The organism is Bifidobacterium leontopitheci (genome assembly GCF_009193355.1).
Lineage (GTDB): Bacteria > Actinomycetota > Actinomycetes > Actinomycetales > Bifidobacteriaceae > Bifidobacterium > Bifidobacterium leontopitheci.
The window spans coordinates 26926-52805 of the sequence record NZ_WBVT01000014.1; the positions used below are offsets into that span (position 1 = coordinate 26926).

Annotated in this window: 6 protein-coding genes; 5 read left to right on the top strand and 1 reads right to left on the bottom strand. The window is 65.2% G+C overall.

All coding sequences use genetic code 11. From position 1 onward, the window contains the following. Positions 1-532 precede the first annotated feature (532 nt). The 3 genes from F7D09_RS05850 to rhuM all read left to right on the top strand — a co-directional run bounded on the left by F7D09_RS05850 (position 533) and on the right by rhuM (position 9621). Positions 533-1954: an ATP-binding protein gene (locus tag F7D09_RS05850; protein ID WP_152234474.1), complete on the top strand. Its 1422-nt coding sequence runs from the start codon at positions 533-535 to the stop codon at positions 1952-1954. A 1100-nt stretch (positions 1955-3054) separates the two neighbouring features. After that, on the top strand, positions 3055-7473 hold the full coding sequence (locus tag F7D09_RS05855) for a right-handed parallel beta-helix repeat-containing protein (protein WP_152234475.1): 4419 nt from the start codon (positions 3055-3057) through the stop codon (positions 7471-7473). Positions 7474-8664: 1191 nt separating this feature from the next. Continuing rightward, a complete protein-coding gene (gene rhuM / locus F7D09_RS05860; protein WP_226835992.1) occupies positions 8665-9621 on the top strand; it encodes a virulence protein RhuM/Fic/DOC family protein in 957 nt (318 codons plus the stop codon). 703 nt (positions 9622-10324) lie between these two features. On the opposite strand, the gene F7D09_RS05865 is transcribed toward rhuM, so the two are convergent. Beyond that, positions 10325-11596 carry a LacI family DNA-binding transcriptional regulator gene (locus tag F7D09_RS05865; protein WP_193312351.1) on the bottom strand — a complete coding sequence of 424 codons (1272 nt, stop codon included), beginning with the start codon at positions 11594-11596 and terminating at the stop codon, positions 10325-10327. 327 nt (positions 11597-11923) lie between these two features. Between F7D09_RS05865 and F7D09_RS11615 the strand changes: the two genes are divergently transcribed. Both F7D09_RS11615 and F7D09_RS05875 read left to right on the top strand, forming a co-directional pair. Then, complete coding sequence (locus tag F7D09_RS11615; protein ID WP_152234477.1) at positions 11924-15520, top strand: immunoglobulin-like domain-containing protein; 3597 nt, start codon at positions 11924-11926, stop codon at positions 15518-15520. Between the two features lie 682 nt (positions 15521-16202). Next, complete coding sequence (locus F7D09_RS05875; protein ID WP_152234478.1) at positions 16203-24995, top strand: glycosyl hydrolase family 95 catalytic domain-containing protein; 8793 nt, start codon at positions 16203-16205, stop codon at positions 24993-24995. The last annotated feature ends 885 nt before the right edge of the window (positions 24996-25880 follow it).

Here is a 25880-nt window from a genome sequence, read left to right on the forward strand (position 1 = left end):
TTGGGATGGGAGAAAGACGGGAGTTTCGGCCGGTGGCTCCCGGAATTCTCCCGTATCGACGCTGCGGGATGGGAGGATTCCGGGAGTTCACGGCCGGACCGGCCCGTGGGGCGGGGTTCCTTCGGGAGTCCCGCCCCGCTTTGCGTGTGCGTGCCGGAGCCACTCCGGGTTTTTCCCGTCCGGCGACCGCGGGGTGGGAGGATTCCGGGAGTAACCGGATCCTACTCCCGTCTTTCTCCCATTTTGGGGGCTTGAAATGGGAGAAACCCGGGAGTTTCGGCTGGCTGTTATTCCGTTGCTGTGGTCCGGTGCCCGTTTTCAATCAACGGCGTCGCCGGCTTAATCGGGAACGGATGGTTCGCGCTGACATGAGTTTTCCGCTGAAGTCCGAGAGGCGCCGTTCCCCGACGCCGGTATTCCTGCATGGCGGTCAGAATTGGCACTAAGGGTATCGCGATTAAGGGTATCGCGATTACCTTAATCGTGATACCCTTAATGATACTGGGGTGAACCGGATGCCGGAGGGGGTGCGATGTTTGTTGCGCGTGAGCACGAGTTGCAAGTGCTGAACCGGTTGTTCGACAGCGACTCGTTTGAGATGGTGGTGTTGTATGGCAGACGTCGCGTGGGGAAGACGACGCTGATCGATGAGTTCGTCAAGGGCAAGCGCGTGCTGTACTTCACGGCGGTGCAGCAAAGCGCCAAGCTGAATCTGGCGGATTTCTCCAGAGCGGTGTTCTCATTCTTCGGCATGCCGGATTCCACGCCGTCGTTCGGCGGATGGCCGGACGCGTTGTCCTTCGTCGTCGATCGGGCAAGGCAGACCGGCGAACGCGTGGTGTTCGTATTCGACGAGTTTCCCTATGCCGCCGCCGCGGAGCATGCGTTGCCGTCCATGCTGCAGATAGCGATTGACCATGGGTTTCTCGACACCAAGGTGACGATGATCCTCTCCGGCAGTAACGAGGGGTTCATGGAGAACGACGTGCTCGGCCGGAAGAGTCCCCTGTACGGGCGGCGTACCGCACAGATCAGGCTGCTGCCGTTCGATTACGCGGACGCGGCGAAATTCCTGCCTGATACGTCTGCGCAGGATCTGGTTCGGTATTATGCGACCTTTGGCGGCACGCCGTACTACCTGGCTCGTATACGCGAGTCCGACGGTTTCGAGTCCAACGTGCTTCGCCTGATGTTCGACGGTCTCGGCGTATTGCGTGAGGAGCCTATAATGCTGCTGCGCCAGGAACTGAGGGAGCCCGCGCTGTATTACTCGATATTGCGGTCCATCGCCAGCGGCAATGCGACGCCGAAGCTCATCGCCGAACATGCCGGCGTCGAAGCTGATTCGGTTGGGGCGTATCTGAAGACATTGGTCGATCTGCGCCTGATCGAGCGGAAGGTTCCGTTCGGCGACGACCCCGCCAAGTCGCGGAAGGGCATGTATGTGGTCGACGATCCGTTCTTCGCGTACTGGTTCCGTTTCGTGGGCCGCAACATGAGCATATTGGACGGTGGCATCAGCGAGTCGGTCGCGCGTCGTCTTGCGTTCGGCCCGGCGTTCGACACATACGTCGGCCAGCAGTTCGAGACGATCTGCCGGCAGTGGCTGTTCCGCGCCAATGCCGCCGGCGAGTTGCCGTTTATCGCCACGCAGTTCGGCAAGTGGTGGGGTACCGATCCCGTCGCCCGCGAGCAGACGGATATCGATGTGGTCGCAGCCGATCCCATTGCCAAGACGATGCTGCTCGGCGAGTGCAAGTGGCGCAATTCGTGCAATGAGACAGAGGCCATCGGAAGGTTGCGGCGACGTGCCGGTTTGGTTCGTGGGTTTTCGGCGGATGATGCGTGGTTCGCGTTGTTCACCAAGAATGTCGTCAGCGAGGCCGCTCGGGCCCATTACGCGGACGATGCGCGGATGCGGTTCGTCTCGGCGGAAGACCTGTACGGCATGTGACTGCCTTCCGGCATGTGAGCGGTCCGGCGGACTTGGGTCGTCCCCTAGGGGCTGTCGGCGAAGTCGACTGGGGGGAGCGTCATCCGGCCGGTCCGCTTTCTCCTGGTTTTCTCCCGTCTGGCGACCGTGGGATGGGAGAAAACCGGGAGTGGCTGGACTTGACTCCCGTCTTTCTCCCATTCCGAGGGGTCGAGATGGGAAGATTTCAGGAGTTTCGGCTGGTGACTCCCGAATTCGGCTGGTGACTCCCGGTTTTCTCCCATATTGGCGCTGCGGGATGGGAGGATTTCGGGAGTTCGCGGCCGGACCGACCCGTCGGCGTCCGTTTTTGACTAGGAGGATTGCGAGGCTAGTGGGGGACGCCCGCTAATCGGCCTAGTAGCGTCCGTTTTCGGCTAGGAGGGTTGGCGAACGGGTCGGGAACGACCGGGAATCAGGTGATTGGCGTCCGTTTTCGACCATGACGGCGGTCGGGACGGCGGAATATGCCTGCTGCCGTGGGCCGGTCGGCGTCCGTGCCCCCCAAAACTACCGCTATCGGCATGGCTGGTGGTTGTTTTTTGGAATTACGGCTGTGTGTTGTGTATATGCTCCGTGGAGTTGCCTTCAGATGTCCGTTTTCGCCCAAAGTGCTTGCCCGCCGGCTGTAAAAGGCGCCAAACGTCCGCAGGGCGACGATTCGGGGAAGTGGACCGCGCGCGATGGCGGGCGCTCGGAAGGTTGTCCCGCAAACGTCGGCCTGACGGGTCGATCTTGCCGAGCCCCTGTCCGTGTCCTGTCTGAACACTGATTCGGCACCCGTAAAACCGGTGAAATACCGGCCTTAAAACAATTCAAGAATAAAAGCGCTTACAATTCCATAATCGCCGTGTGACCGGTTACGTAATGTGATATTGTTAACACCAACCGATGTGGTTGTGGGCAAGGCGGTTCGCAATCGCATATGGGACGACCAGTAGGCAAACAACACAACACCATATGGCAACGAGATATCCGCACCGTCGCATTGAAACGATTTAGTGATACGTACCACCACTCGGATATCAGCGAAAGCCACATGGTACCCGGTCAAGAACGACCAGGCATGAAAGGAGAGCGCAATGAAACCATTGCGAGCCATAGTGGGAGGCAGCGTCGCCGCGGCGACACTGCTGTCCATGGGAGTGCTGGTGGCTCCGTCCACCGCATTCGCCGTAGAGCCCAGCGCCGCGCAGTCCACGGGCGCCGCGTACTACGTGGACTGCTCCGCGCAGACCAACGGCGACGGCACCGAAGCCAGCCCGTTCAACTCGCTCACCGCTGCCAACGCCCAGGCGGCAAAGCTGAACGCCGGCGAACAGCTGCTGTTCAAGCGCGGCACCACCTGCACGTCGGTCGGCGAAGGCGAGAACAAGGTCGGATTGCAGATCATCGGCCGTCACGGCAACGACACCGCCGGTCCGATCGTCATCGATGCCTACGGCGACGCCACCCAAGCCAAGCCGAAGCTCGAAGGTGACGGCGTACGCGAGACCGTGCTCGTCGAAAACTCCTCATACGTGGAGGTCCGCAACCTCGACATCTCCAACAAGGACGCCGCAGCAGCCGACCAGTACCAGCACATGCGCCGCGGCATTGCCGTCATCAACCAGGACCAGGGCGAGCTCAGGCATTTCGTGCTCGAAGGCAACGACATCCACGACGTGCTCGGCGAGGGCAAGAAGGACCTCGGCGGCTCCGGCGCCATCCAGCTGGAAGTGTACAGCTCCAGCTACCTCGGCTGGGACGACAAGAACGGCGAGTGGAAGGTCCAGGACGACAACGACGCGGCCAAGCACACGCGCTCCTGGTTCAACGAAACGCTGGTGGCGAACAACACCGTGAGGAACGTCTCGCGCTCCGGCATCAACATGTCGACCGACTTCAAGTGCCGTGAGGAGACCGCGTGGGACGGCGGCGGCGTGTGCAACGCCAACCGCCGCGAACTGCACCCGTGGACCCCGTCCAGGAACCTCATCATCCGCAACAACCATCTTGAGCACGTGGGCGGCGACGGCATCGTCGCGCAGATGACCGACGGCGCCGTGGTCGAAGGCAACTACCTTGCGTGGGCTGCCGAGAAGGCGCTGAGCAACAACGCCGGCATCTGGAACTGGAACGCCGACAACACGCTGTTCCAGTACAACGAGGTCACCAACACGCAGAAGATCGGCAACAACGACGGCACCGCGTGGGACTTCGACTACGGCACGCGCAACACGGTCTTCCAGTACAACTACAGTCACGACAACGCCGGCGGATCGATGCTGTTCTGCGGCTGCGGCTCCTGGAAGAGCGCCGGCCTCGGCTGGGCGACCGGCGCCACGTTCCGCTACAACATCTCCGTCAACGACGGCTACGCCGACGAGCTGGCGGACGGTTCCGGCGACACCGGCCGTCTGATGTTCCTCGCCGGCGCGACCGACGCGAGCTTCTACAACAACACGTTCGTCATGCCGGCCGACCAGGGCAAGGGCCTGAAGCTGACCGACGGCGGCGGCGACAGCACCAGCGTGCTGTTCGCCAACAACCTGTTCATCTCCGACGGCGCAGTCAAGGACGAGAACGGCAAGCTGGACAGCACCGTCTCCGGCAACCCCCACCTCAACTGGAAGAACAACGTGTTCGTCGGACCGGCCAGCGGATGGCCGGCGCCGACCGAGAACGGCAACCGGCTCGTCGACCTGGCCGCGTTCCTCGCGGACGCGAACACGACGATGAAGAACCTGCGCAGCGGCGACCTGTCGAAGCTCGACATCGACTCGACGTACCTGGCCGGCGCGGGCGCACCGATCGCGCACGAAGGTGTCAGGGACTTCTTTGACCGCGCGGTCCCCGCGTACGGCAACCCCGACGTCGGCGCGATCCAGCGCACCGGCGTGGACGCCGCCGAAACCACCGCGCAGAAGGCCGCGGCCATCGCCGTGACCGACTCCGCCACGTTCTCGGTCCCGGCGAACGCCACCATCAAAGTGAGCGGCACCGTCAGCAACGGCAACGAACTCGTGCTGCGCCGCGGCAACGACTGGTACTCGTTCAAGCAGGAACTCGGCTATGCAACTGCCGACGGCACCAAGCAGACCGGCTACGTGCGCATGTCGAACGACGGCGGCACGCTCGACGTGATCTGCCAGCCCAAAGACTCCAAGAACGCGGCCGGACAGTGCACGGACGTGACCGTCACGACCGCGGTCGACGACATGATCGACGGCTCGTTCGAAGCCACCGGCGGCTCGCCATGGTCCATCAGCGGCTTCGTCGACGGTTCGGACACCCGCATCGACTTCGACAACTTCAACGCGAAGGGCGACGACAAGAAATACCTCGTCGCGGACGGCAAACTGCGCGGCAAGATCCCCAGCTTCGAGTCGCGCACCCATGAGTCCGGCTCCGTCGCCGCGGGCGAATACGCCGGCTTCCTCGGCTCCACGACGCCCGCCGCCGGCAGCAGCGACGCCACGTTCTTCGTCGACACGCTCAACCAGCGCAACATTCCGGCCGAGCCGGGCGCCACCTACACGCTCGGCTTCTGGACCGTGCTCGGCAAGTCGAAGGACGACACCGCGCCGCAGGTCACCGCGACCGTCAAGTACCGCAAGGCCGGCAGCGGCACGGGTGCCGACTTCGACCAGTATCAGGATCTCGGCGACTCCCCCGTCGTGTTCAGGACCGCCGAAACTGACGCCAACGGCAAGGCAGTCAAGTCCGGCGCGAAGGTGTTCGTCACCGGAACGTTCACCGTGCCCGCCGACGCTGCCCCCGAAGGCAACCTGTGGCTGAGCGTCGCACAGCCGAACCTCGCAGCCGACGGCACCGCCGCCGTTGACGACATCACGCTCGTCAAGGCCGACGCCGCACCGAAGGTCACCGTCGGCTCGCTGAACACCGCCGCCAAGGAAGGCCAGACCATCGCCGCCTACGCCACGGTCAACGGCGCCCAGCCCGGCGTGACCTACCTGTGGCAGAAGCAGCAGGCCGACGGCTCCTGGAAGGACGTGCAGACCGTGACCGGCACCGCGGTCGGCACCGGACTGGCCGAGCGTTCCCGCTGGCTGTCCGTCCCGAACGCCGCCAAGAGCGACGCCGGAACCTACCGCGTGGTCGTGACCGCCGCCGACGGCCAGACCGCCTCCGCCACGGTGAACGTGACCGTCGCCGACGGCGTGCGCACGCCCGCCGACAAGGCCGCGCTGAAGGTGGCGCTTGACGCTGCGGCGAAGCTCGACGAAAAGGCGTACACCGCCGACTCGTGGAAGACGCTGTCTGATGCCGTCACCGCCGGTCAGAAGGTCTATAACGACGCGAACGCAGGCCAGAAGGACGTCGACGACGCCGCTGCCGCCGTGCTGAGCGCCATCGACGGCCTAGTCGCCAAGGTGCCGGGCAACAAGGCGGCGTTGCAGGCGCTGGTCGACGCGGTCGCCGCCATCGACCAGTCGCAGTACACGGATGATTCCGCGAAGGCGCTGGCCGACGCCCTCGCCGCGGCGAAGGCGGTGCTGGACGACCAGTACGCGACGCAGGACGAGATCGACGCGGCGGTTGCGACGTTGACCGCCGCCCGCGACGGTCTGGTCGCCAAGCCGGTTCCGGCCGTGAAAACGGCTCTGCAGGCCGCGTACGATGCCGCTGCCGCGCTCGATCTGACGTTGTACACGGATGATTCCGCGGCTGCGGTGAAGGCTGCGTTGGCTGCGGCGAAGGTGGTGCTCGGTGACGAGTCCGCGACGCAGGCTCAGGTCGACGCCGCGCTGACCGAGCTCAATGAGGCCGTCAAGGGTCTGGTCGCCAAGCCGGTCCCGGCTGTGAAGACCGCGTTGCAAGCCGCGTACGACACCGTGTCGAAGGTTGATCTGACGCTGTATACGGATGATTCCGCTGCTGCGGTGAAGGCTGCGTTGGCTGCCGCGAAGGTGGTGCTCGGTGACGGTTCCGCCACGCAGGCTCAGGTCGACGCCGCGACCAAGACGCTGCTGGACGCTTACGCAGCGCTGGTCGCCAAGCCGATCGCCGCTGACACCAAGGCGCTGGCCGCCGAGGTCGAGGCTTCCGAGAAGCTGTCGGAGAAGCAGTACACCGCTGACTCGTGGAAGCCGTTTGCCAAGGCGTTGGCCGAGGCCCAGGCGTTGCTGAAGGACTCGTCCAAGGCGACGCAGGCCGAGGTGGATGCCGCTTGGCAGAAGCTGTACGATGCGCGTCTGGCGCTGGTCGCGGCCGTGCCGAGCAACCCGAAGCCGCAGCCCGACCCGAACAAGCCCGGTGACGGTGATGGCCAGGGTCGGCCGGGTGACGGTGATGGCCAGCCGGGCGCGGGTGACCGGAACGACGGTGGCTCGGCGGTGAAGCCGGGTGCTGGTTCTGGTGAGTCGCAGACTCCGGGCCGTGCGCAGGGCGGATCCGGTCTGTCCAAGACCGGTGCCTCGGTCGCTGGCGTGGCTGTGGCGGCCGTGCTGCTGCTGGCCGCTGGCGTGGCGGTGACGCTGCGTCGTCGCCGGGCCTGAGGTCCGGCTGCGGGCTGGTTCGCGGGCCGGTTCGCGGGCAGGCCGGTCGTGATTGACCCGTCCCTCTGCCCCCTCGGTGGAGGGCCGAGCCGTCAAGCAAACGTCAGAGGCGTTTGTAGGCGAGGAGCGAGCGGCAGCGAGCCAGCATTGGGCCGGCCGTAGGCCGTCCTTGATTGCAGGACGCTGTCGGCGAAGCCGACTGGGGGAGCGTCATCCGGCCGGCCCGTTGAGCCGGACGGCAGACTGATCACCTGATCGCCTGAAGCGGGGCGTGGTTCCTTCGTGGAGCCTCGCCCCGCTTTTGCATGCCGCGTGGGCGGTGGTTGAGGCTGTCGCTCCGCTTCTTGGCCTGTTTGTGGCTGTCGAAACGGGTCTGTCATCGGAGTCTGCCGGTGGCGGGCGTCCGTTCGCCGCTGTGACAGTGCCTGTCCTGGCGGGTGATGCCCGCTGATTCGCCCGCCAGCGTCCGTTTGCGTCTGGGAGTGGTGTCGTCCTGGTGGGGAACGCCCGCGAACCGGCTTGTTTGCGTCCGTTTCCTTCTAGGAGTGCCGGCGTCCTAACGGGTGATGCCCGCTAGCCGGCCCGTCTGTGTCCGGCGGCTCTCCGACTCCCGTCTTTCTCCCATATTGGCGATGCGGGATGGGAGAAATTCGGGAGTCCACGGCCGGACCGGCCCGTGGGGCGGGGTTCCTTCGGGAGTTCCGCCCCGCTTTGCGTGTGCGGGCCGGGGCCACTCCGGGTTTTCTTCCGTATCGACGCTGCGGGGTGGGAGGATTCCGGGAGTAACCGGATCCTACTCCCGGGTTTCTCCCGTCCGATGGGCTTGGGATGGGAGGAGATTGGGAGTCTCAATCGGTGACTCCCGGAATTCTCCCATTCTGGGGGCTTGAAATGGGAGAAAGACGGGAGTCTTGGCTGGGAACTCCCGGGTTCCTCCCATTCTGCGCCGCTGTAGTGGGAGAAAACGAGGAGTCAGCGGATTCGTCCGCGTCGCTCCCCCGGTGACTCCCGGTTTTCTCCCATCCTGCGCCACCGAAACGGGAGGAATCCGGGAGTCGACGAACCAGGGTCGTCCGTCTTCCGTCCCTATTGTCCGTATAGCCGGCCGGGGCGGTCTCCTGCCTGACGCCCGTCTGTTGGCGGACATGTCACAGGCATGCTAGAGTTGACGTTCACTGATTCGCCGGCTTCGTGGGGGAGCCGAGCAATAAAGGAGGGGCAATGGTGAACAAGGATATCGAACTGTACCGTTCCGACGACGGCTCCGTGCAGTTGGAAGTCAACGTGAACGGCGATACCGTGTGGCTGACTCAGGCGCAGATGGCCGAGTTGTTCGGTCGTTCGGTTGCTGCCATATCGCGCCATATCGCGAACGCGATGGCGGAAGGCGAGATCAGCGAGGAAAGCAATTTGCAAAAAGTGCAAATTGCACATTCCGATAAGCCTGTCACATACTATGATCTTGATGTCATCATCTCGGTGGGCTATCGGGTGAAATCACAGCGGGGCGTTCAGTTCCGCCGCTGGGCCACCACCGTGCTGCGCCGGTATCTGGTTGACGGTTATGCGGTCAACGAGCGGCGTCTGCAGCAGCTGGAGAAGGTCGTCAACGTGCTGTCTCGCAGCGGCGACCAGCTGGCCTCTGGTATCGCCGATGTCGTGGCGAGCTATCTGCCGGGCCTGAACATGCTGCGCGATTACGATGCGCATGAGCTGTCGCCCAACCCGCAGGCGAAGCCGGTGTGGGAGCTTTCGCTGTCGGATGTGCGCGCGCTCGTCGCGCGGTTGCGCCAAGCGTATCCCGACGATACTCTGCTTGGCCAGGAGCGTGGCGACGCCATCGAGCGGGTCATCGGCGCGATCTACCAGAGTTTCGGCGGACAGGACCTGTATCCGACGGTGGAGGAGAAGGCGGCGCATCTGCTGTATTTCGTGGTGAAGGACCATCCGTTCTCCGACGGCAACAAGCGGATGGCGGCCACGCTGTTCGTGCGGTTCCTTGAGGGGAATGCCGGTGCGTTCGCCGACGGCAAGGCGCCGCAGATCACCAATAACGACCTTGCGGCCATCACGCTGCTGATTGCGGTGAGCTCGCCGGCGGAAAAGGACCTGATGATCGACCTGGTCGAGCGGATGCTGACGGCCTGATGGCTATCGTGGTGTCTTCCCACGTCACTCTGCTCGCCCGTGCACAGTGACGCACCGCCGGAACCCCTTGCAAATACTGGGTTTTCGCACCTGCGTCACTGTGCGCGGGCGAGCAGAGTGACGTGAAGGGCGTCCGGACTGGTGGGATTCGCCAGTTTGGCGGGGCTTTTCGCCCGGCTGCTGAGGTACGGAAGAGGATGGGATTCCCGGGGCGGGCTGACTCCCGTTTTTCTCCCATTCGGCGGTCACAGGATGGGAGGAATCCGGGGATCTATGGTCTGATCGCCCTTCCAGCGTCCGGTTTCGACTAGGAGCGGGGCTGGTTTGGTTGGATTCGACCGCTTGATGGGGGCTTTTCCGTCCGTTTGCTGCCAGTAGCTTGGTGGTGTTGGTCGGAAACGCCCGCAAATCGGCCCGGCGGCGTCCGTTTTCGACCAAGAGCGTGGTTGGGCTGGTGGGATTCGCCCGCTTGGCGGGGCTTTCCGCCGGCTGCCGAGGGGGCGGAAGGGTATGGGTTTCCGTGGGCGCGCTGACTCCCGGGTTTCTCCCATGGCGAGACCGTGTAATGGGAGAAACCCGGGAGTCTTAATCGGGAACTCCGGGTTTTCTCCCATGTTGGCGCTGCGGGATGGGAGAAAACCCGGAATAGGCGGCCTCCGGGTGTAGGCGGGTGCTGCGCCCGCCCCCGGAGGGGACGCCCGCCTCACGCGGACTGCCGCGCCACGAGATGCGTGGGCACGAAGGCGAGGTTGCTCGGCGGTTTCACACCGTTGAGCACGTCGACGAGCGTCTCGGCCATGGCGGCACCGAACCGTCCGAGGTCTTGGTCGACGGTGGTGATGCCCGGCGTGATTTCACCGGCGATGTCCGCATTGTCGAAGCCGGTCACGGCAACGTCGTCGGGCACACGGTAGCCGGCCTCCTGCAGACGCCGGATGATGCCCGCGGCCAGCTGGTCGTTCGCCGCGACGATGCCGTCAATGCCGAGACTACCGGAACGGTTTGCCGTTTCTCCAGCAGTATTCCCTCTGGTGCAAAGGCCGGTTGTGGTGCGTGCACTTGCCTGTGCGGTGACATTGTCGCCGGCGGTGTCACGTGCACTGGCATCCACTGTGGCGTCGGCTGCGGGACGCGAGTCGCCGTCTCCTCCGCCGAGCAGAGGCTGCAGTTGCGGCCAGATGTCGTCGGCCGCGGTCTCGCTCCAGCTTGCGGCATGCAGCACCGCCGCGATTTCCGGAGCCCCGGCATCCCTGATTTCCGTTCCGTCATGACCGGTCCCGGCCGCTCCCCCGCAACCGGCCTCTCCTGCCGCACCCACGGCATCGCGGAATCCGGCGAGCCGTTGCCGCGCGAACCGCACGGATTCCGGCCCGGACACGTAGACGAGCCGCCGCCGTCCGCGGTCCAGCAAATACCGTGTGATGTCGCGCATGGCGGCGCGGTTGTCGTTGACCACGGCGGTGATGTTGGGCGATTCGACGGCCCAGCGTCCTGCGGTAACGACCGGCGACGGCCCTGCGGCGAACATGCGCAGGAGCGGATCGTCGTCGCTGAACGGAAAGTACAGGTAGCCGTCGGCGAATCGTTCGAGCAGCAGTCGTTGCAGTCGTTTCGCGGCGTTGTCGTCGTTGACGGTCATGCACAGCACCTGGTAGTCGTGTTCGGCGGCGGCGGCCGTGGCGGCGGCGTAGTGTTTGCTGAGTCCGGGGTCCTGCGTGATCAGTGACAGTTCGCCGCGCAGGACGTAGAGGATGACGTTCGTGCGTTGGGTGGCGAGCGACCGGGCCATGCGGTTGGGCGTGAAGTCGAGGTTGTGCATGGCCGCCGCGATCTTGCGCGCGGTTTTGTCGGAGACGTAGCCTTTGCCGTTGATGTAGCGCGACACGGTCGTCTTGGTGACGCCTGCCGCGGCGGCGACGTCCGCGATGGTTGCGCGGGCGGCGGTTCCGCTTGGTCCGCTCTCTGTACTGCTCATGAAATGGTTGCGTTCCCGTATGTCTTGTCTGTGGTCGATGGCCGACCGGCATGTCATGTTGTTACGTGCTCTCAGGATAGCTGACGGCATGTTTCATCGACGTGCAGCGGGTGCCGCGCGACACGCTTCAGTATAGTGCATGTTACCGGTTCCATGTGTGGTGTGTTATGATAAGTAACCGGTAACATAATTGTTGTTTTCACAGCCGGCTCCTCAACGATGTCACGATGAAGCTGGATCTCTCGTACGAAATCAAGCAGTTGGGTTGCCGCAACAACAGATGTTTGCGTTATCAACGATGATGCAGATAGGCTAAGGAGAAACAGGATGAGGATAGCCCATAAGATCGCGGCCGGCGTGGTGGGCGCCGCGACCATGTTGACGTTCGCGCTGCCGGCTGCCACCGCCGGCGCCGCCGAGACGCAGACCATCACGCTCAACCCGTGGTATCAGTCCGACACTTTCAAAGGCTGGGGAACCTCGCTGGCCTGGTACGCCAACGCCACCGGCCACTACGCGCTGAGCGACAACGCGCAGGCCAAGCAGCTCGCCGACGACTTCTACGACCTGCTGTTCAGCAAGGACGGCCTCGACCTGCAGACTGTCCGCTACAACATCGGCGGCGGCAACGCCTCCGACACCACCGACTACCTGCGCCCCGGCGCGGCGGTCGAAGGCTGGTGGAAGGCCAACCCCGAAGGCGACGGCCACAGCGACACGCTCTACGGCGGCACCTCCACCACCTACGCCAACAAGGACGCCATGCTCAAAGCCTGGAATCCTGACGACGAGGACAGCTACGACTACGTCAACGCCGACCTCTCCCAGCGCTGGTGGCTGCAGAAGCTCCAGGACAACAAGCAGGTGAAGAACTGGGAGTTCTTCTCCAACTCCGCGCCCTACTTCATGACCAACTCCGGCTACGTCTCCGGCCATTGGAAGGGCAGCACCGACGACCAGCTCGCCGGCGACGGCACCGAAGCCGCCGACTCGGACACCAACGCGACCGTCAAGTTCGCCAAGTACCTCGCCCACGTGACCAAGTACCTCAAGGACACGTACGGCATCACGCCCGACACCATCGAGCCGCTCAACGAGCCCAACGACTGCACCAACTGCTGGATCACGCAGGGCAGTGCCTCCAATCCGAGCGCCCGTCAGGAAGGCATGAGCGTCAAGTCCAGCCAGCAGGCCCACCTCATCAAGGCGCTGCGCGAGGCGCTGGACGCCGAAGGCCTCACCGCCACCGAGGACGGCAAGCAGCTCGTCTCCGCCATGGACGCCTCCAACTCCCTGAACTTCCAGCGTGAGATCTCCGGCTCCATCGACAACGGCAACGGCTACCTGAAGAACGCCTCCGACTGGGACACCGAGCTCGGCCAGTTCAACACGCACGGGTATGGCGACCAGACCTACGCCCAGTGGATCCGCGACTTCGCGAAAGCGTACGGCAAGCCGCTCATGATGAGCGAGTTCGAGGGCGACCTCGGCTCCGGCGGCTTCGACCCGTACAGCTTCGACCGCGCACTGAATTTTGCGGCGCAGGTCAACACGCAGATGCGCAACTACGAGCCGAACTCCTGGGTGCTGTGGCAGCCCGTCGAGGACTACTACAACATGGAGCAGGACAAGGCCCACGGCGGCGAGAACCTCAACTGGGGCTCCATCTACATCGACTTCGACTGCCAGGTCTACACCAAGCAGAACGGCGAGTCCGTCTTTGCCTCCAAGCGCCGCGTCGAGAATCTGTACGGTGGCGTCACCGACGGCAAGGTAAGCAACGACGTGCCCGCCTGCACCACGCAGACCAACTCCAAGTTCAACGTGTTCAAGAACTACACGCACTTCATCCAGGCCGGCGACCACGTCATCGCCACCGACAGTAACGATGCGACCGCCGCCGTGCGCCCCTCCGACAAGAGCCTGCGCCTCGTGGTTTCGAATACGTCCGCCTCCGACCGCGCGACGACCGTCAACCTCGCCGGCTTCGGCACCATCGCCGACGATGCCGTCGCCAAGACGTACGCGACCACCGCGGCCGCCAAGTCCGTCACCGTGACCGTGCCCGCCAAGTCCGTCACCACCATCGTCGTGACCGGCGTGAGCGGCGTCTCCGAAACCACCACGCAGATCGCTGACGGTTCCTCGCATCCGCTCCTGGACAAGAGCGGCACCCGAGCGCTCACCGTGGCCGACGACGGCTCCCTGACCCTGCAGCAGCGTTCCGAAGACGCCGCGGACCAGCAGACCTTCACGTTCACTCAAGTGCCGGCAGCCGCCACACGTCCGTCCGACCGCGCGTACGTGATCAGCACCAAGGACGGCAAGGTCCTCACCGCGACCGGCGACGATCCGACCAGCGGCGACGCCGCGGCCGTGACGCTCGCCGACGAAACGCTCGACAAGGCGAAGAGCGATCCGGCGGCCATCTGGATCCTCAACTCCGAGGACGGACAGACCTTCGGCCTGCTCAACAAGAAGACCGTGAAGACGCTCGACCTCGACGGCGCCAAGGCCGTGGCCAAGCGCTCCACCAGCGCCGGCAGCCAGGCGTGGCGTGTGAACGACGTGCCGGAGGATTCGAACTGCCCGGCGGTCAAGACGCCGTGGGCCTCCGTCACCCTCGGCAACGACGCCGGCAAGGTCTGCCAGACCTCGACCACGGCCAAGGACTACGGTTTCACCATCACCGACGGTGCGAACGGCGGCGCATGGACCAATAAGAACGAGTACACCACCGTCTACCGTGCGGACGCGCTCAAGGCCGGCGACTCGCTGACCGCGACCGTCTCCGGCTTCGAGGCCGGCGGCAACTCCGACGCCCGCGCCGGCATCGTCGTGCGCAACGACCTGTCCGCGAACGGCCAGAACTCCGCCAAGGGCTACGCCTTCCTGCTGCTGAGCAAGAACGGCCTGTTCTGGCAGAACGACACCGACGGCAACGGCTACATCGACTGGGAGGAAGGCAACAAGAACACGGCCTTCACCTCCGCGACGGTGACCGGCGGCACTCCGGTGACCATCCGTGTCATCCGCGTAGACGCCGACACTCTGGAAGGCTTCTATCAGGATGCGGACGGCAAGTTCGTCAGCGTCGGCACGGTGGACGTCAAGGGTGCCGAGGACGCGCTTGACACCGGCGTGGTGACCGAGGCCAACAACAGCAAGTCCGGTGCCGTGATGACCTACACCGGCGTCGACCTGTCCAGCGACGAGACGCCGGTGACGCCGCCCGCCGACACGACCGCTCCGGTGTTCGCCGGGGTGGATGATGTGACGGTTGACTATGGCGCTGACTTCGATCCGCTGGCTGGTGTTACGGCGACCGATGATGTCGATGGTGACGTGACCAAGGACATCAAGGTCGAGGGCACGGTCGATACGAAGACCGCGGGCGAGTACACGCTGACCTACACGGTCGCCGATAAGGCGGGCAACACCGCGAAGGCGACCCGTAAGGTGACGGTCAAGGAACAGCAGCCCGAGCCGCAGCCGGTCGACAAGACCCAGCTGAATCAGGCGATCGCCGCCGCCGAGGGCTATAAGGAGTCCGATTACACGGCCGAGTCGTGGTCCGCGTTCGCCGAGGCGCTGAAGACCGCGAAGAAGGTCTCCGCCGACGAGTCCGCGTCCGCCGAGCAGGTGAAGACCGTGCTCCAGGCGCTGAAGGACGCCGAAGGCAAGCTCGTCAAGGCTGAGCCCGAGCAGCCGGGCAAGCCCGGAGACAACGGCAAGCCGACCACCCCGACCGTCCCGACGACCCCGACCAATCCGAAGGTCGACGTGACGGTCAGCGACAACGCAGGCAAGCAGCCCGGCCTGTCCAAGACCGGCGCCTCGGTCGCGGCCTTCGTCGCCGTGGCCGCCGCGTTGGCCGCAGCGGCAGGCGTCGCGCTCGCCGTACGCCGTCGCAACGCCCGCTGAGACACGGCTTGTATTGATAACTGAAAATGTCCTTCGGAGCGGGTGACGCTCCCCCAGTCAGCTTCGCTGACAAGCGCCAACCACATCCGAAGGACTTTCCAAGACTTGCCGCCGGTACAGCCGCCGCGTGGAAACGCCATCGCACGGCACCATGCGACGTTACCGGCGGCATCCAAGGCAACCGGCCGGACTCTCCTTCCTTGTCTCCCGGTCGATGCCAATACACGGGGCAGGGCGGCACGCCTCCTTACCCGCCCTGCGCCTCTTACTTGTTGTTGAATCCTGAAAATGCGATGAAGTCGGAACATGTGCTGTGTCCCGGTCTCACCGCCATACACAGAAAGCGCTGTCATGAAACAGAAGATGACATAGAACCAGCGTGGACATGGTGTCACACAGTGTCTTGTTCATATCCATGACAGATAGCTTACGACGGCAGTTGCAAGCGCTTATACAATACGCTACAATATGTGTAACCGGTTACAATCACTCGGAGGCGCAGCCGCAGCCGATAACACACGAGACTTCCTGACACCGCAGATGCAGCTGAGGATTCTCAGGAACGATGAACGATGAATGGGACAACGGGAGTCGCTCGTCATTCATCCGTTCGTCCTCGTGACAAGTGAAAACCACCACACACCCACAACCCACACCCACAACCCACAGAGAAAGCACCTCAATGAAGAAGATACCGATCGGAAGGATCGCGGCGAGGGCGCTCGCGGCCCTCATCTCGGCCGGCATGGCGGTGTCGCTGATCCCAACGGCATCCGCAGCCGAACCGGCGGCGACGGCCGCCACCCAGCCGGCCGCCGCGTCGCCCGTCGAAACGTACGCCGCACAGGACGACCTGCGTGATCAAGTCAATTTCAACCGTCAGTGGAAGTTCATCCGCCAGGACGTCAAGGGCGCCCAGGCGGCCGGCTTTGACGACTCCGGCTGGACCGACATCGCCCTGCCACACGACTTCGACATGCCCTACGAGGTCGGCGGCAACAACGGCGGCCAGAACTGGTACGTCGGCTACGGCTGGTACCGCAAGTCCTTCGACGTGCCCGCCGAATGGCTCGCGAACGGCCGTCAGGTCGAGATCGAGTTCGAAGGCGTGTTCCAGGTGGCCGACGTGTACGTGAACGGCCAGAAGATCGGTACGCACGAGGGCGGCTACTCCGGCTTCGCCTACGACCTGACCAAGGCGCTCAAGGCCGGCGAGAACGAGATCGCCGTGCGCGTCAACAACATCTGGCAGCAGGACCTCACCCCGCGCGCCGGCGACCACCAGTTCAGCGGCGGCATCTACCGTGACGTGTACCTGCGGCTCACCTCCCCCGTGCACGTGGCCCGGTACGGCACGTTCGTGACCGCCCCTGCACTCACCAACCCCGCGTTCGACAAGTCCGCCGAGAACATCGACTTCAGACAGTACCCGAGTGACGACGCGCTCGCCGCCAACCTCGAGGCCAAGCGCTCCAACCTGAGCGTCGCCACGGACGTGACCAACGCCACCGCCAAGGACCAGTACGTGCAGGTCAAGCAGGAGCTGGTCGGCGCCGACGGCAAGACGGTCGCCACCAAGGCAGGCAAGGACGCCTTCTACTCCGAGGTCACCAAGGTCGCGGCAGGCAAGTCCGCCACCATCGCGGCGCTCAGCGGGGGCCTGAACGACACGGCCGCCATGTACGACGGCCTCAAGCTGTGGGACACCGAGAACCCGAACCTGTACACCGTGAAGACCACCGTGTACGCGGGCGACAACGAGAAGCTCGACACCGCCACGCCGGTCGACTCCTACGAGACCAGCTTCGGCTTCCGCACCGCGCAGTGGAAGAACGACGGCTTCTACCTCAACGGCAAGAAGACGCTGCTCAACGGCGCGAACGTGCATCAGGACCACGGCGGCTGGGCCAACGCGGTCACCGACGCCGGCTTCGAACGCGACGTGAAGATGGTCAAGGAAGCCGGCATGAACTTCATCCGCGGCTCCCACTATCCGCACGACGTCGCCTTCGCCGAGGCGTGCGACCGGCTCGGCATCCTGTTCTGGTCCGAGAACGTGTTCTGGGGCATGGGCGGCCAGGCCGGCAAGAACGACGACCCGAGCGGCCAGGCCAGCGACTGGCTGCGCGACGCCTACCCGCAGAACGCCGGCGACCAGGACGCCTTCGACCAGAGCGTGCTCGACGCGATGCGCGAGATGATCCTCGAGAACCGCAACTCGCCGTCCGTGATCAGTTGGTCGGCCGGCAACGAGGTGTTCTTCACCTCCAACGCCACGCAGAACCGCGCCAAGGCGCTCGTCAACAAGGAACGCAACCTCGCCCACCAGCTCGACCCGACCCGCAAGACCGGCATGGGCGGCGCCCAGCGGCAAGGCTACGACCAGCTGTCCGTGGCCGACATCGCCGGCTACAACGGTGACGGCGGCCGCATCTGCGGCGGCGGCGAATGCCCGAACACGTGGATGCCGAACATGGTCGCCGAATACGGCTCGCCCGTCATCGACCGCCCGGGCGCGGTCGTCAACGACAAGGCCCAGTACAAGCCGGGAACGTCCGTCTACGGCGAGCTCGACAAGGACAACGACGGCCAGTACACGCTCACCAAGAACAGCGCGGGACTCGCCCTGTGGGCCGGCTTCGACCACGGCACGGTCGGCGGCAAGGACCTCGCCAAGATGGGCATGATCGACTACTTCCGCCTGCCGAAGAACCTGTGGTACTGGTACCGCGAAACCCAAGGCGACGGCAGCAAGCCGGAGGTCTCCAAGTCCGGCACCGCCACGCACATGGACGTCACCACGTCCGCCGACTCGCCCAAGACGCTGACCAACGACGGCAAGACCGATGCGCAGGTCATCGTCACCATGAAGGACGCGGACGGCAACTGGGTGAACGACAACCGCGTGGTGACCCTCAAGGTCACCGACGGCCCCGGCGTGCTCGCCGGCGGCAAGACGTACACGTTCACCAAGGACGTTTCGATGAAGGACGGCAAGGCCGCCATCGAATTCCGCTCTTACTACTCCGGCACCACCACGCTCACAGCATCTGCCGAAGGCCTGCCGGACGCCACGCTGACCATCACCACCAAGGACGTGACCGGCGGCCATGAAGGCACCGAGCCGGCCAACTTCTACGAGGCCGGCCAATGGTCCACCGCGGGCCTCAAGATCCCTGAGCCGATGGCCTACGGCGACACCAACAAGGCGCTCAACCGCCCCGCCAGCCCGAGCAGCTCCGAGGCCGGCCATGAGGGCGCGCTCGGCGCCGACGGCGACGAGGACACCCAGTGGATCGCCGGCAAGGCGGGCAGCGGCGAATCGTTCGTGCTGTCCACCGAGTTCGCGCAGTACGTGTACAAGATCCGCCTCGGCTTCGGCAAGGCGACCCCGTACCCGTACACGCTGTACGTGGCCAACGACAGGAACGAGTGGGAGAAGGTCGCCGAATACACCAAGGACACCGTCGCCTCCCGCCCGGCCGAGGAGAACGTCGGCGGCCTGTACGCCGGCGCCGTCAAGGTGGAGTTCACCGACGTGCCGGACGACGCGCACGCGTTCCTCAACGAACTTGAGGTGTACGGCAACGATCAGGCGCAGGCCCCGCAGTACGGCGAGGACGGCGCGTATGCGGCCGATTTCGTCTCCGGCGGCAGACAGGTGACCATCGGCGGCGTCGACTACGGCAAGGGCCTCGCCGTCGCGTCCGGCGCGAGTGCGGACGTCGCCGCGAACGCCGCGTACAGCCGTGTGCTCGGCGTCGCCGGCCTCGACTCGTCCGTCACGTCCGGTTCGGCCACGTTCACCGTCAAGGCCGACGGTGTTATCGTTTGGGAGCGCAAGCTCGCCGCCGGCGACAAGGCCGCGTTCGACGTGTCCGTCAGCACGGCCAAGAAGATCACGTTCGCCGTGTCCGGCGCCGCGGCGAACGTCACCGGTAACTGGGGTGACGTGCGCCTCCTCGGCGCGCTGCGTTCCATCACCGCCTCCGGATCCACGCTCGGCGTGCAGTTCGCCGGCCTGGACGCCCAGCTGCACAGCGGCACCCCGTACCGGGCGGCCGTGCGCCTGGCCAACTCCGGCAGCAAGGCCGTCAACGCGAAGGTGCAGCTCACCGTCAGGAAGACCTCGGACGACAGCGTGGTCTCCAGCGGATACACGACCGCGACCATCGCACCCGGCGCCGTGCAGACCGCCGACGTGACCGTGCCCGTCAACAGCGCCAACGGCCTGTACGGCACCGTCAGCGTCGTCGATGCGGCCGACGGCGCCACCGCGCTGAGCCGGACCGCCTATATCGGTGTCGCCGACGCCTCCTCGCAATCCGAAGAGACGGTGAACGTCGCCGCCGACACGACCCTGCAGGCGTGGAAGACCGAGAAGACGCAGAACTTCTCCGGCAAGACCTACGTGGGTGCGATGCTGCCCGCCGGCTACGATTCGCTCGGCGAAGGCTTCAAGTCCACGAACACCGGCGACGGCACCGACGCGAAAATGGGCCTGCTGCGCTTCGACCTCACGAAGTACCAGGGCAACGCGCCCAAGTCCGCCAAGCTCGAACTGACCTACATCGGCTACAAGGGCGACTTCGCCGCCACGGACACCGACACGATCAAGGCCGTCGCCATCGACGAATCCAAGTGCACCGGCTCCGGCTCCTGCACGGTCGAAAACGCCACGTGGGCGAACCGGCCTGATTTTGACGCGACTGCCGACGGCACGCTCGTCGCACAGTCCGAAGCGTTCGCGCTCGGCAGTTACAAGCTCGCCGGCACCGACGCCAGCATGCAGGTCACCGGCACCAAGGTCAGCCTCGACGTCACCGACATCGTCGCCGCAGCCATCGCCGACGGCAAGACCGCCGTCACGTTCGCCATCAACGAGACGAAGCACGCCGACGTGCGCTTCGTCAGCTCCGAAGGCGCGAACGGCGGCATGACCCACGCCAGCAAGGACATGACACCCAAGCTGGCCGTCACCGTGGAACGCGAGACCACTCCGGCCGTCGCGCTCGCAGGCATTGCCGTCACCGCACCCACCAAGACCGACTACAAGAAGGGCGACGTGTTCGACGCGGCCGGCATGACCGTCAAGGCCATCTACTCCGACGGCACCGAGAAGACGCTCACGGCCGACCAGTACGCGACCGACTTCTCCCCCGCGCTGGTCGACGGCGGCCACTTCGCCAAGGCCGGCACCTATGTGCTGACCGTCCGCGAGAAGCTCAGCGCTGCCAGCCCGAAGACCGCCACGCTCAGCTTCGTGGTGCCCGACGAGGGCGAGGACTACGTGTACGTCACCGGCATCGCCATCGACAAGCTGCCGACCAAGACGAAGTACCAGTTCGGCAAGGACGAGAAGTTCTCCGCCGACGGCCTCGTCGTGGTCGCCACCAAGTCCGACGGCAGCAAGCAGACGCTCGCCGCCTCCGACTACACGCTGGAAGGCACCGACTTCGACACCAACAGCGTGGGCGCGCACACCATCACCGTCCGCCACGGCGACTTCACCGCCACGTTCACCGTGTACGTGGTCAACGACACCACTGGCGGCGATGACGGCGACACGTCCAAGGATGACCTGCTGTGGTACAACCAGCCGGCATCCAAGACCGGACTGCGGCAGCTCACCGGCGGCCACGGCTTCAGCTGGTGCTTCCTGGCGAACTGCGACACCGACCAGGTGTGGCAGCAGACCACGCTGCCGATCGGCAACGGCAAAATCGGCGGCACCGTCTACGGCGAGGTCGGCAAGGAGCACGTCGTCTTCAACGAGGAGACGCTGTGGACCGGCGGCCCCGGCTCGTCGGCCAACTACAACGGCGGCAACGAGGAATCCCGCGGCAAGAACGGCCAGACCCTGCGCAACCTCAACAAGAAGCTGCAGCAGGGCGGCACGCTCAGCCAAGGCGAGGTCAACGGCCTCGTCGGCGGCACCGACGCCACGGCTCACGGCAACTACGTCTCCTGGGGCGACCTGTACATCGACTACAACTTCGGGGACGACGGCTTCGGTGACGATGCCGCAGTGGCCGACTACAAGCGCGACCTGAACCTGTCCAAGGGCAAGGCCGACGTGACGTTCAAGAAGGACGGCGTCACCTACACGAGGGAATACTTCGCGTCCAACCCCGACAACGTCATGGTCGTGCGGCTCAAGGCCAGCGAAGACGGCAAGCTCAACCTCAACGTGGCCATGCCGACGTACAAGAACGTCACCAAGGACGGCGAGAAGACCGTCGTCAAGGGCGATACGCTCACCACGTCCGGCGCGTTGAAGAACAACGGCCTGCGCTACGACTCGCAGATCAAGGCCGTGCTCGAGGACGGCTCGGTCGCGGCCGGCGACGACAAGGCGTCGCTGCAGATCAGCGGCGCGAGCGTCGTCACCCTGTACATCGCCGCGGCCACCGACTACAAGCAGGACTACCCGAAGTACCGCACCGGAGAGACGGCCGACGAGCTTGCCGCACGCGTCGCCAAGACCGTGAAGGACGCTGCGAACAAGGGCTACGGCAAGGTCAAGGACGCGCACGTCAAGGATCACGAGGCCCTGTACGACCGCGTGAAGCTCAACCTCGGCCAGACCGTCCAGGACGAGCCGACCGACCAGCTGCTCGCCAAGTACACGGACGGCTCCGCCACGGACGCGCAGAAGCGCGAGATCGAGACGCTGCTGTACCAGTACGGCCGCTACCTGACCATCGGCTCCTCGCGTGAGAACAGCCAGCTGCCCAGCAACCTGCAGGGCATCTGGGCCGCACGCGGCGCCGACAACGCCTACCAGAGCGGCAACAACCCGTGGAACTCCGACTTCCACCTCAACGTGAACCTGCAGATGAACTACTGGCCGACCTACACCGGCAATCTCGGCGAATCGGCCGAGCCGCTCATCGGGTTCGCCAAGGGGCTCGTCGAGCCGGGCCGTGTGACCGCCAAGGTCTACGCGGGCGCCGAAACCAAGGCCGGCACCCCGATCGGCGAAGGCAACGGCTTCATGGTCCACACCGAAAACACGCCGTTCGGCTGGACCACGCCGGGCGCCGCGTTCTCGTGGGGCTGGTCGCCGGCCGTCATGCCGTGGCTGCTGCAGAACGTGTACGAGAAGTACGAGTACACGGGCGACAAGGAGGCGCTGGAGAAGGACATCTACCCGCTGCTCAAGGAGGAGTCCAACTTCTACGTCAACTCCATGCTGCACGAGGCGTACCTCAAGGCCGCGGACGGCAAGACCCGTCTGACCACCGGCGTCGCCTACTCGCCGGAGCAGGGCCCGCAGGGCACCGACGGCAACACGTACGAGAGCTCGCTCGTCTGGCAGATGCTCAACGACGTGATCGAAGCCGCCGATACGCTCGGCAAGGACAAGGATCTCGTCGGCGACCTGACCGACTGCTCCACCGCCAACTGGGCGAAGGACGATTCCGGCGCGTTCACCGACGCCGACGCCAACCGCTCGTGGACGTGCGCGAAGAGCCTGCTCAAGCCGATCGAGATCGGCGACGACGGCCAGATCAAGGAATGGTACAACGAGGGCAAGCTGGGCCATTATGAGGACGGCACTGCCATCCCCAGCTACCAGCAGAACCACCGCCACATGTCCCACCTGCTGGGCCTCTACCCCGGTGACCTCATCACCATCGACAACCCGGAGTACATGGAGGCCGCCAAGGTCTCGATGAACGACCGCGGCGACGTGGCCACCGGCTGGGGCCGTGCGCAGCGCATCAACGCGTGGGCGCGCACCGGCGACGGCAACCGCGCGTACAAGATCCTCGGCGAGCTGATCGCCGAAGGCATGTACGCGAACCTCTTCGACGCGCACCCGCCGTTCCAGATCGACGGCAACTTCGGCTACACGGCCGGCGTGGCGGAGATGCTCATGCAGTCCAACTCCACGTTCGCCGCGAAGGACGGCACGACGTACGCGAACTACACGAACATCCTGCCCGCGCTGCCCGACGCCTGGGCTTCGGCCGGTTCGGTCGACGGCCTGATCGCCCGCGGCAACTTCGAGGTCGCGGTCTCGTGGAAGGACGGCGCCACGACGTCGGTCAAGCTGACCTCCAATAAGGGCGGCCAGGCGGCCGTCAAGCTCACGCGCGGCGACGCCGACGCGGTGGTCGTGCGTGACGCGGCCGGCAAGCTCGTCAAGTCGCACGTGGTGGCCAATGCGGCCGGCGCCAAGCTGATCGTGTTCGACACGACCGCAGGCGGCGTGTACACGCTGGCCGCCGGCACCGTGGCCGCGCCTGCCGCGCCGGCTTCGCTGAAAGCCGAGGCGGCCGGAACGACGTCGGTCCGACTCACGTGGAAGGCGCCCGCCAGCGAGGCCGGACTGGCCGCGTACCGGGTGAGCGTCGACGGTAAGCAGGTCGCCGAAGTGGCGGTCGGTGCGGGTTCTGGTTCTGGTGCTGGTTCCGGTGCGGACGTTGCGTACACGGTGGACGGGCTCAAGGCCGACACTGAGTACGACTTCGCCGTGGTCGCCGTCGATACGCTGGGGCAGGTCTCCGAACCGGCCACGGCGAAGGCGAAGACCGAGGCGGAGACGCCCGAGCCGACGCCGGTGGACAAGACGAAGCTGACGGCGTTGATCGACGCCGCCGGCAAGCTGGCCGAGGCCGATTACACGGCTGATTCGTGGGCTGCGCTGAAGGCCGCGCTGTCTGCGGCGGTTGAGGTTCGGGATGATGCTTCGGCCACGCAGGATGCGGTTGATGCGGCTGCGGCGGCGCTGGATAAGGCCATCAAGGGGCTGAAGCCTGCCGAGAAGCCTGAGCCGACGCCGGTGGACAAGGCGGCGCTGAATGCGCTGATCACGCAGGCGCAGGGTCTCGCCGAGGCGGATTACACGGCTGATTCGTGGGCTGCGTTGAAGTCCGCGCTGTCTGCGGCGGTCAAGGTTCGCGACGATGCTTCGGCCACGCAGGCCGAAGTCGACGCGGCCGCTGCGGTGCTGGATGCTGCGATCAAGGGTCTGAAGCCCGCCGAACAGCCGGGTCCGGGACCTGAGCCGGGCAAGCCGGAGCAGGTCACCGCCGGCAAGACGACCGTCAAGGCCGGCAAGACGGCGACGGTCGCCGAGCCGGAGCGGGTCGCCGGAGCCACGGGGCGCGAAGTGACCAAGCGGGGTTCGCTCGGCACGGTCGAGTTCCGTCTCGATGCGCTCGAGTACCGTGCCGGGACCAAGACCGGCGCCGACTCCTTCATCGTGCGCTACACGCTGAAAGACGGCACGATCGTCGACGTGACCTACCCGGTTGCGGTCGTCGCGGCGGACGGTAGCGGGTCTGGTTCTGGTGACGGTGGTTCGGCTGTGCGGCCGGGTGCCGATGCCGGTTCCGGTAAGCCGCAGACGCCGGGCCAGCTGGGCCTGTCCAAGACCGGCGCCTCGGTCGCCGGCGTGGCCATGGCCGCCGTGCTGCTGCTGGCCGCCGGCGTGGCTGTGACGCTGCGCCGCCGCCGGGCCTGAGGGACGGCTGGCAGGCCGGGCCGGGCTGGTCGTGGGACGGCCTGCCCTGCCGCTCCGGTTGCGGGCCGGTCGGTCCGTGGGGCGGCCTATAGCCTGATCGTCTGAAGTGGGGCGGGGTTCCTTCGGGAGTCCCGCCCCGCTTTGCGTGTGCGGGGTGTCTATTCCCGGTTTTCTCCCATTTCGAGGGCTTGGGATGGGAGAAACCCGGGAGTTTCGGTCGGTGACTCCCGGTTTTCTCCCATATTGGTGATGCGGGATGGGAGGATTCCGGGAGTCCACGGCCGGCCCGGCCCGTCGGCGTCCGTTTTCGACTGGGACCTCGGTCGGGTTAGGTGAAAGCACCCGCGAGCGGGCCTGGCGGCGTCCGTTTTCGATTAGAACCGCAGTCGGCTTGGTCGGAAACGGCCGCTGATGGGTTCGGATGCGTCCGTTTTCGACTAGAAGTGCTGCTGGATTGGTCGGGAACGGCCGCTGGATGGTCTATCGCCGTCCGTTTTCGACTAGGACGGCAGTGATGGTGGTTGGGATCGGACGCGAATCGGGCTGGCAGCGGTTGTTCTCGACTGGGAGTGCGGTGGTGTTGGTCGGAAATGGACGCTCGCCTGCCTCGTCCCGTCCCGCCTGCACACCGGCGCCCCACCGCCAGCCCGCACTCCGAACCCGACCGCACCCTGCCCGCATCCCACTACAACGCTCACCCACTGCCATCGCGCTCTGCATCCCACCGCCAGCCACCCCGCCATGCCCGTCCGCCGCCACCCCCGTAAAAGCGATTACCGTCGCCGTCGGCCATACGTCACCCGCCCACACCACCGCAAAAACGCAACACTCCCCACCACCCCTCACAATATCCATGTCCACATATCGAGACGCAACACAGCCGCG

What these genes read in the sequence shown, in the direction of transcription:
- F7D09_RS05850 (WP_152234474.1), top strand. Translation starts at nt 533, where the DNA reads ATGTTTGTTGCGCGTGAGCACGAGTTGCAAGTGCTGAACCGGTTGTTC.
- F7D09_RS05855 (WP_152234475.1), top strand. Translation starts at nt 3,055, where the DNA reads ATGAAACCATTGCGAGCCATAGTGGGAGGCAGCGTCGCCGCGGCGACA.
- F7D09_RS05865 (WP_193312351.1), bottom strand. Translation starts at nt 11,596, where the DNA reads ATGAGCAGTACAGAGAGCGGACCAAGCGGAACCGCCGCCCGCGCAACC.
- F7D09_RS11615 (WP_152234477.1), top strand. Translation starts at nt 11,924, where the DNA reads ATGAGGATAGCCCATAAGATCGCGGCCGGCGTGGTGGGCGCCGCGACC.
- F7D09_RS05875 (WP_152234478.1), top strand. Translation starts at nt 16,203, where the DNA reads ATGAAGAAGATACCGATCGGAAGGATCGCGGCGAGGGCGCTCGCGGCC.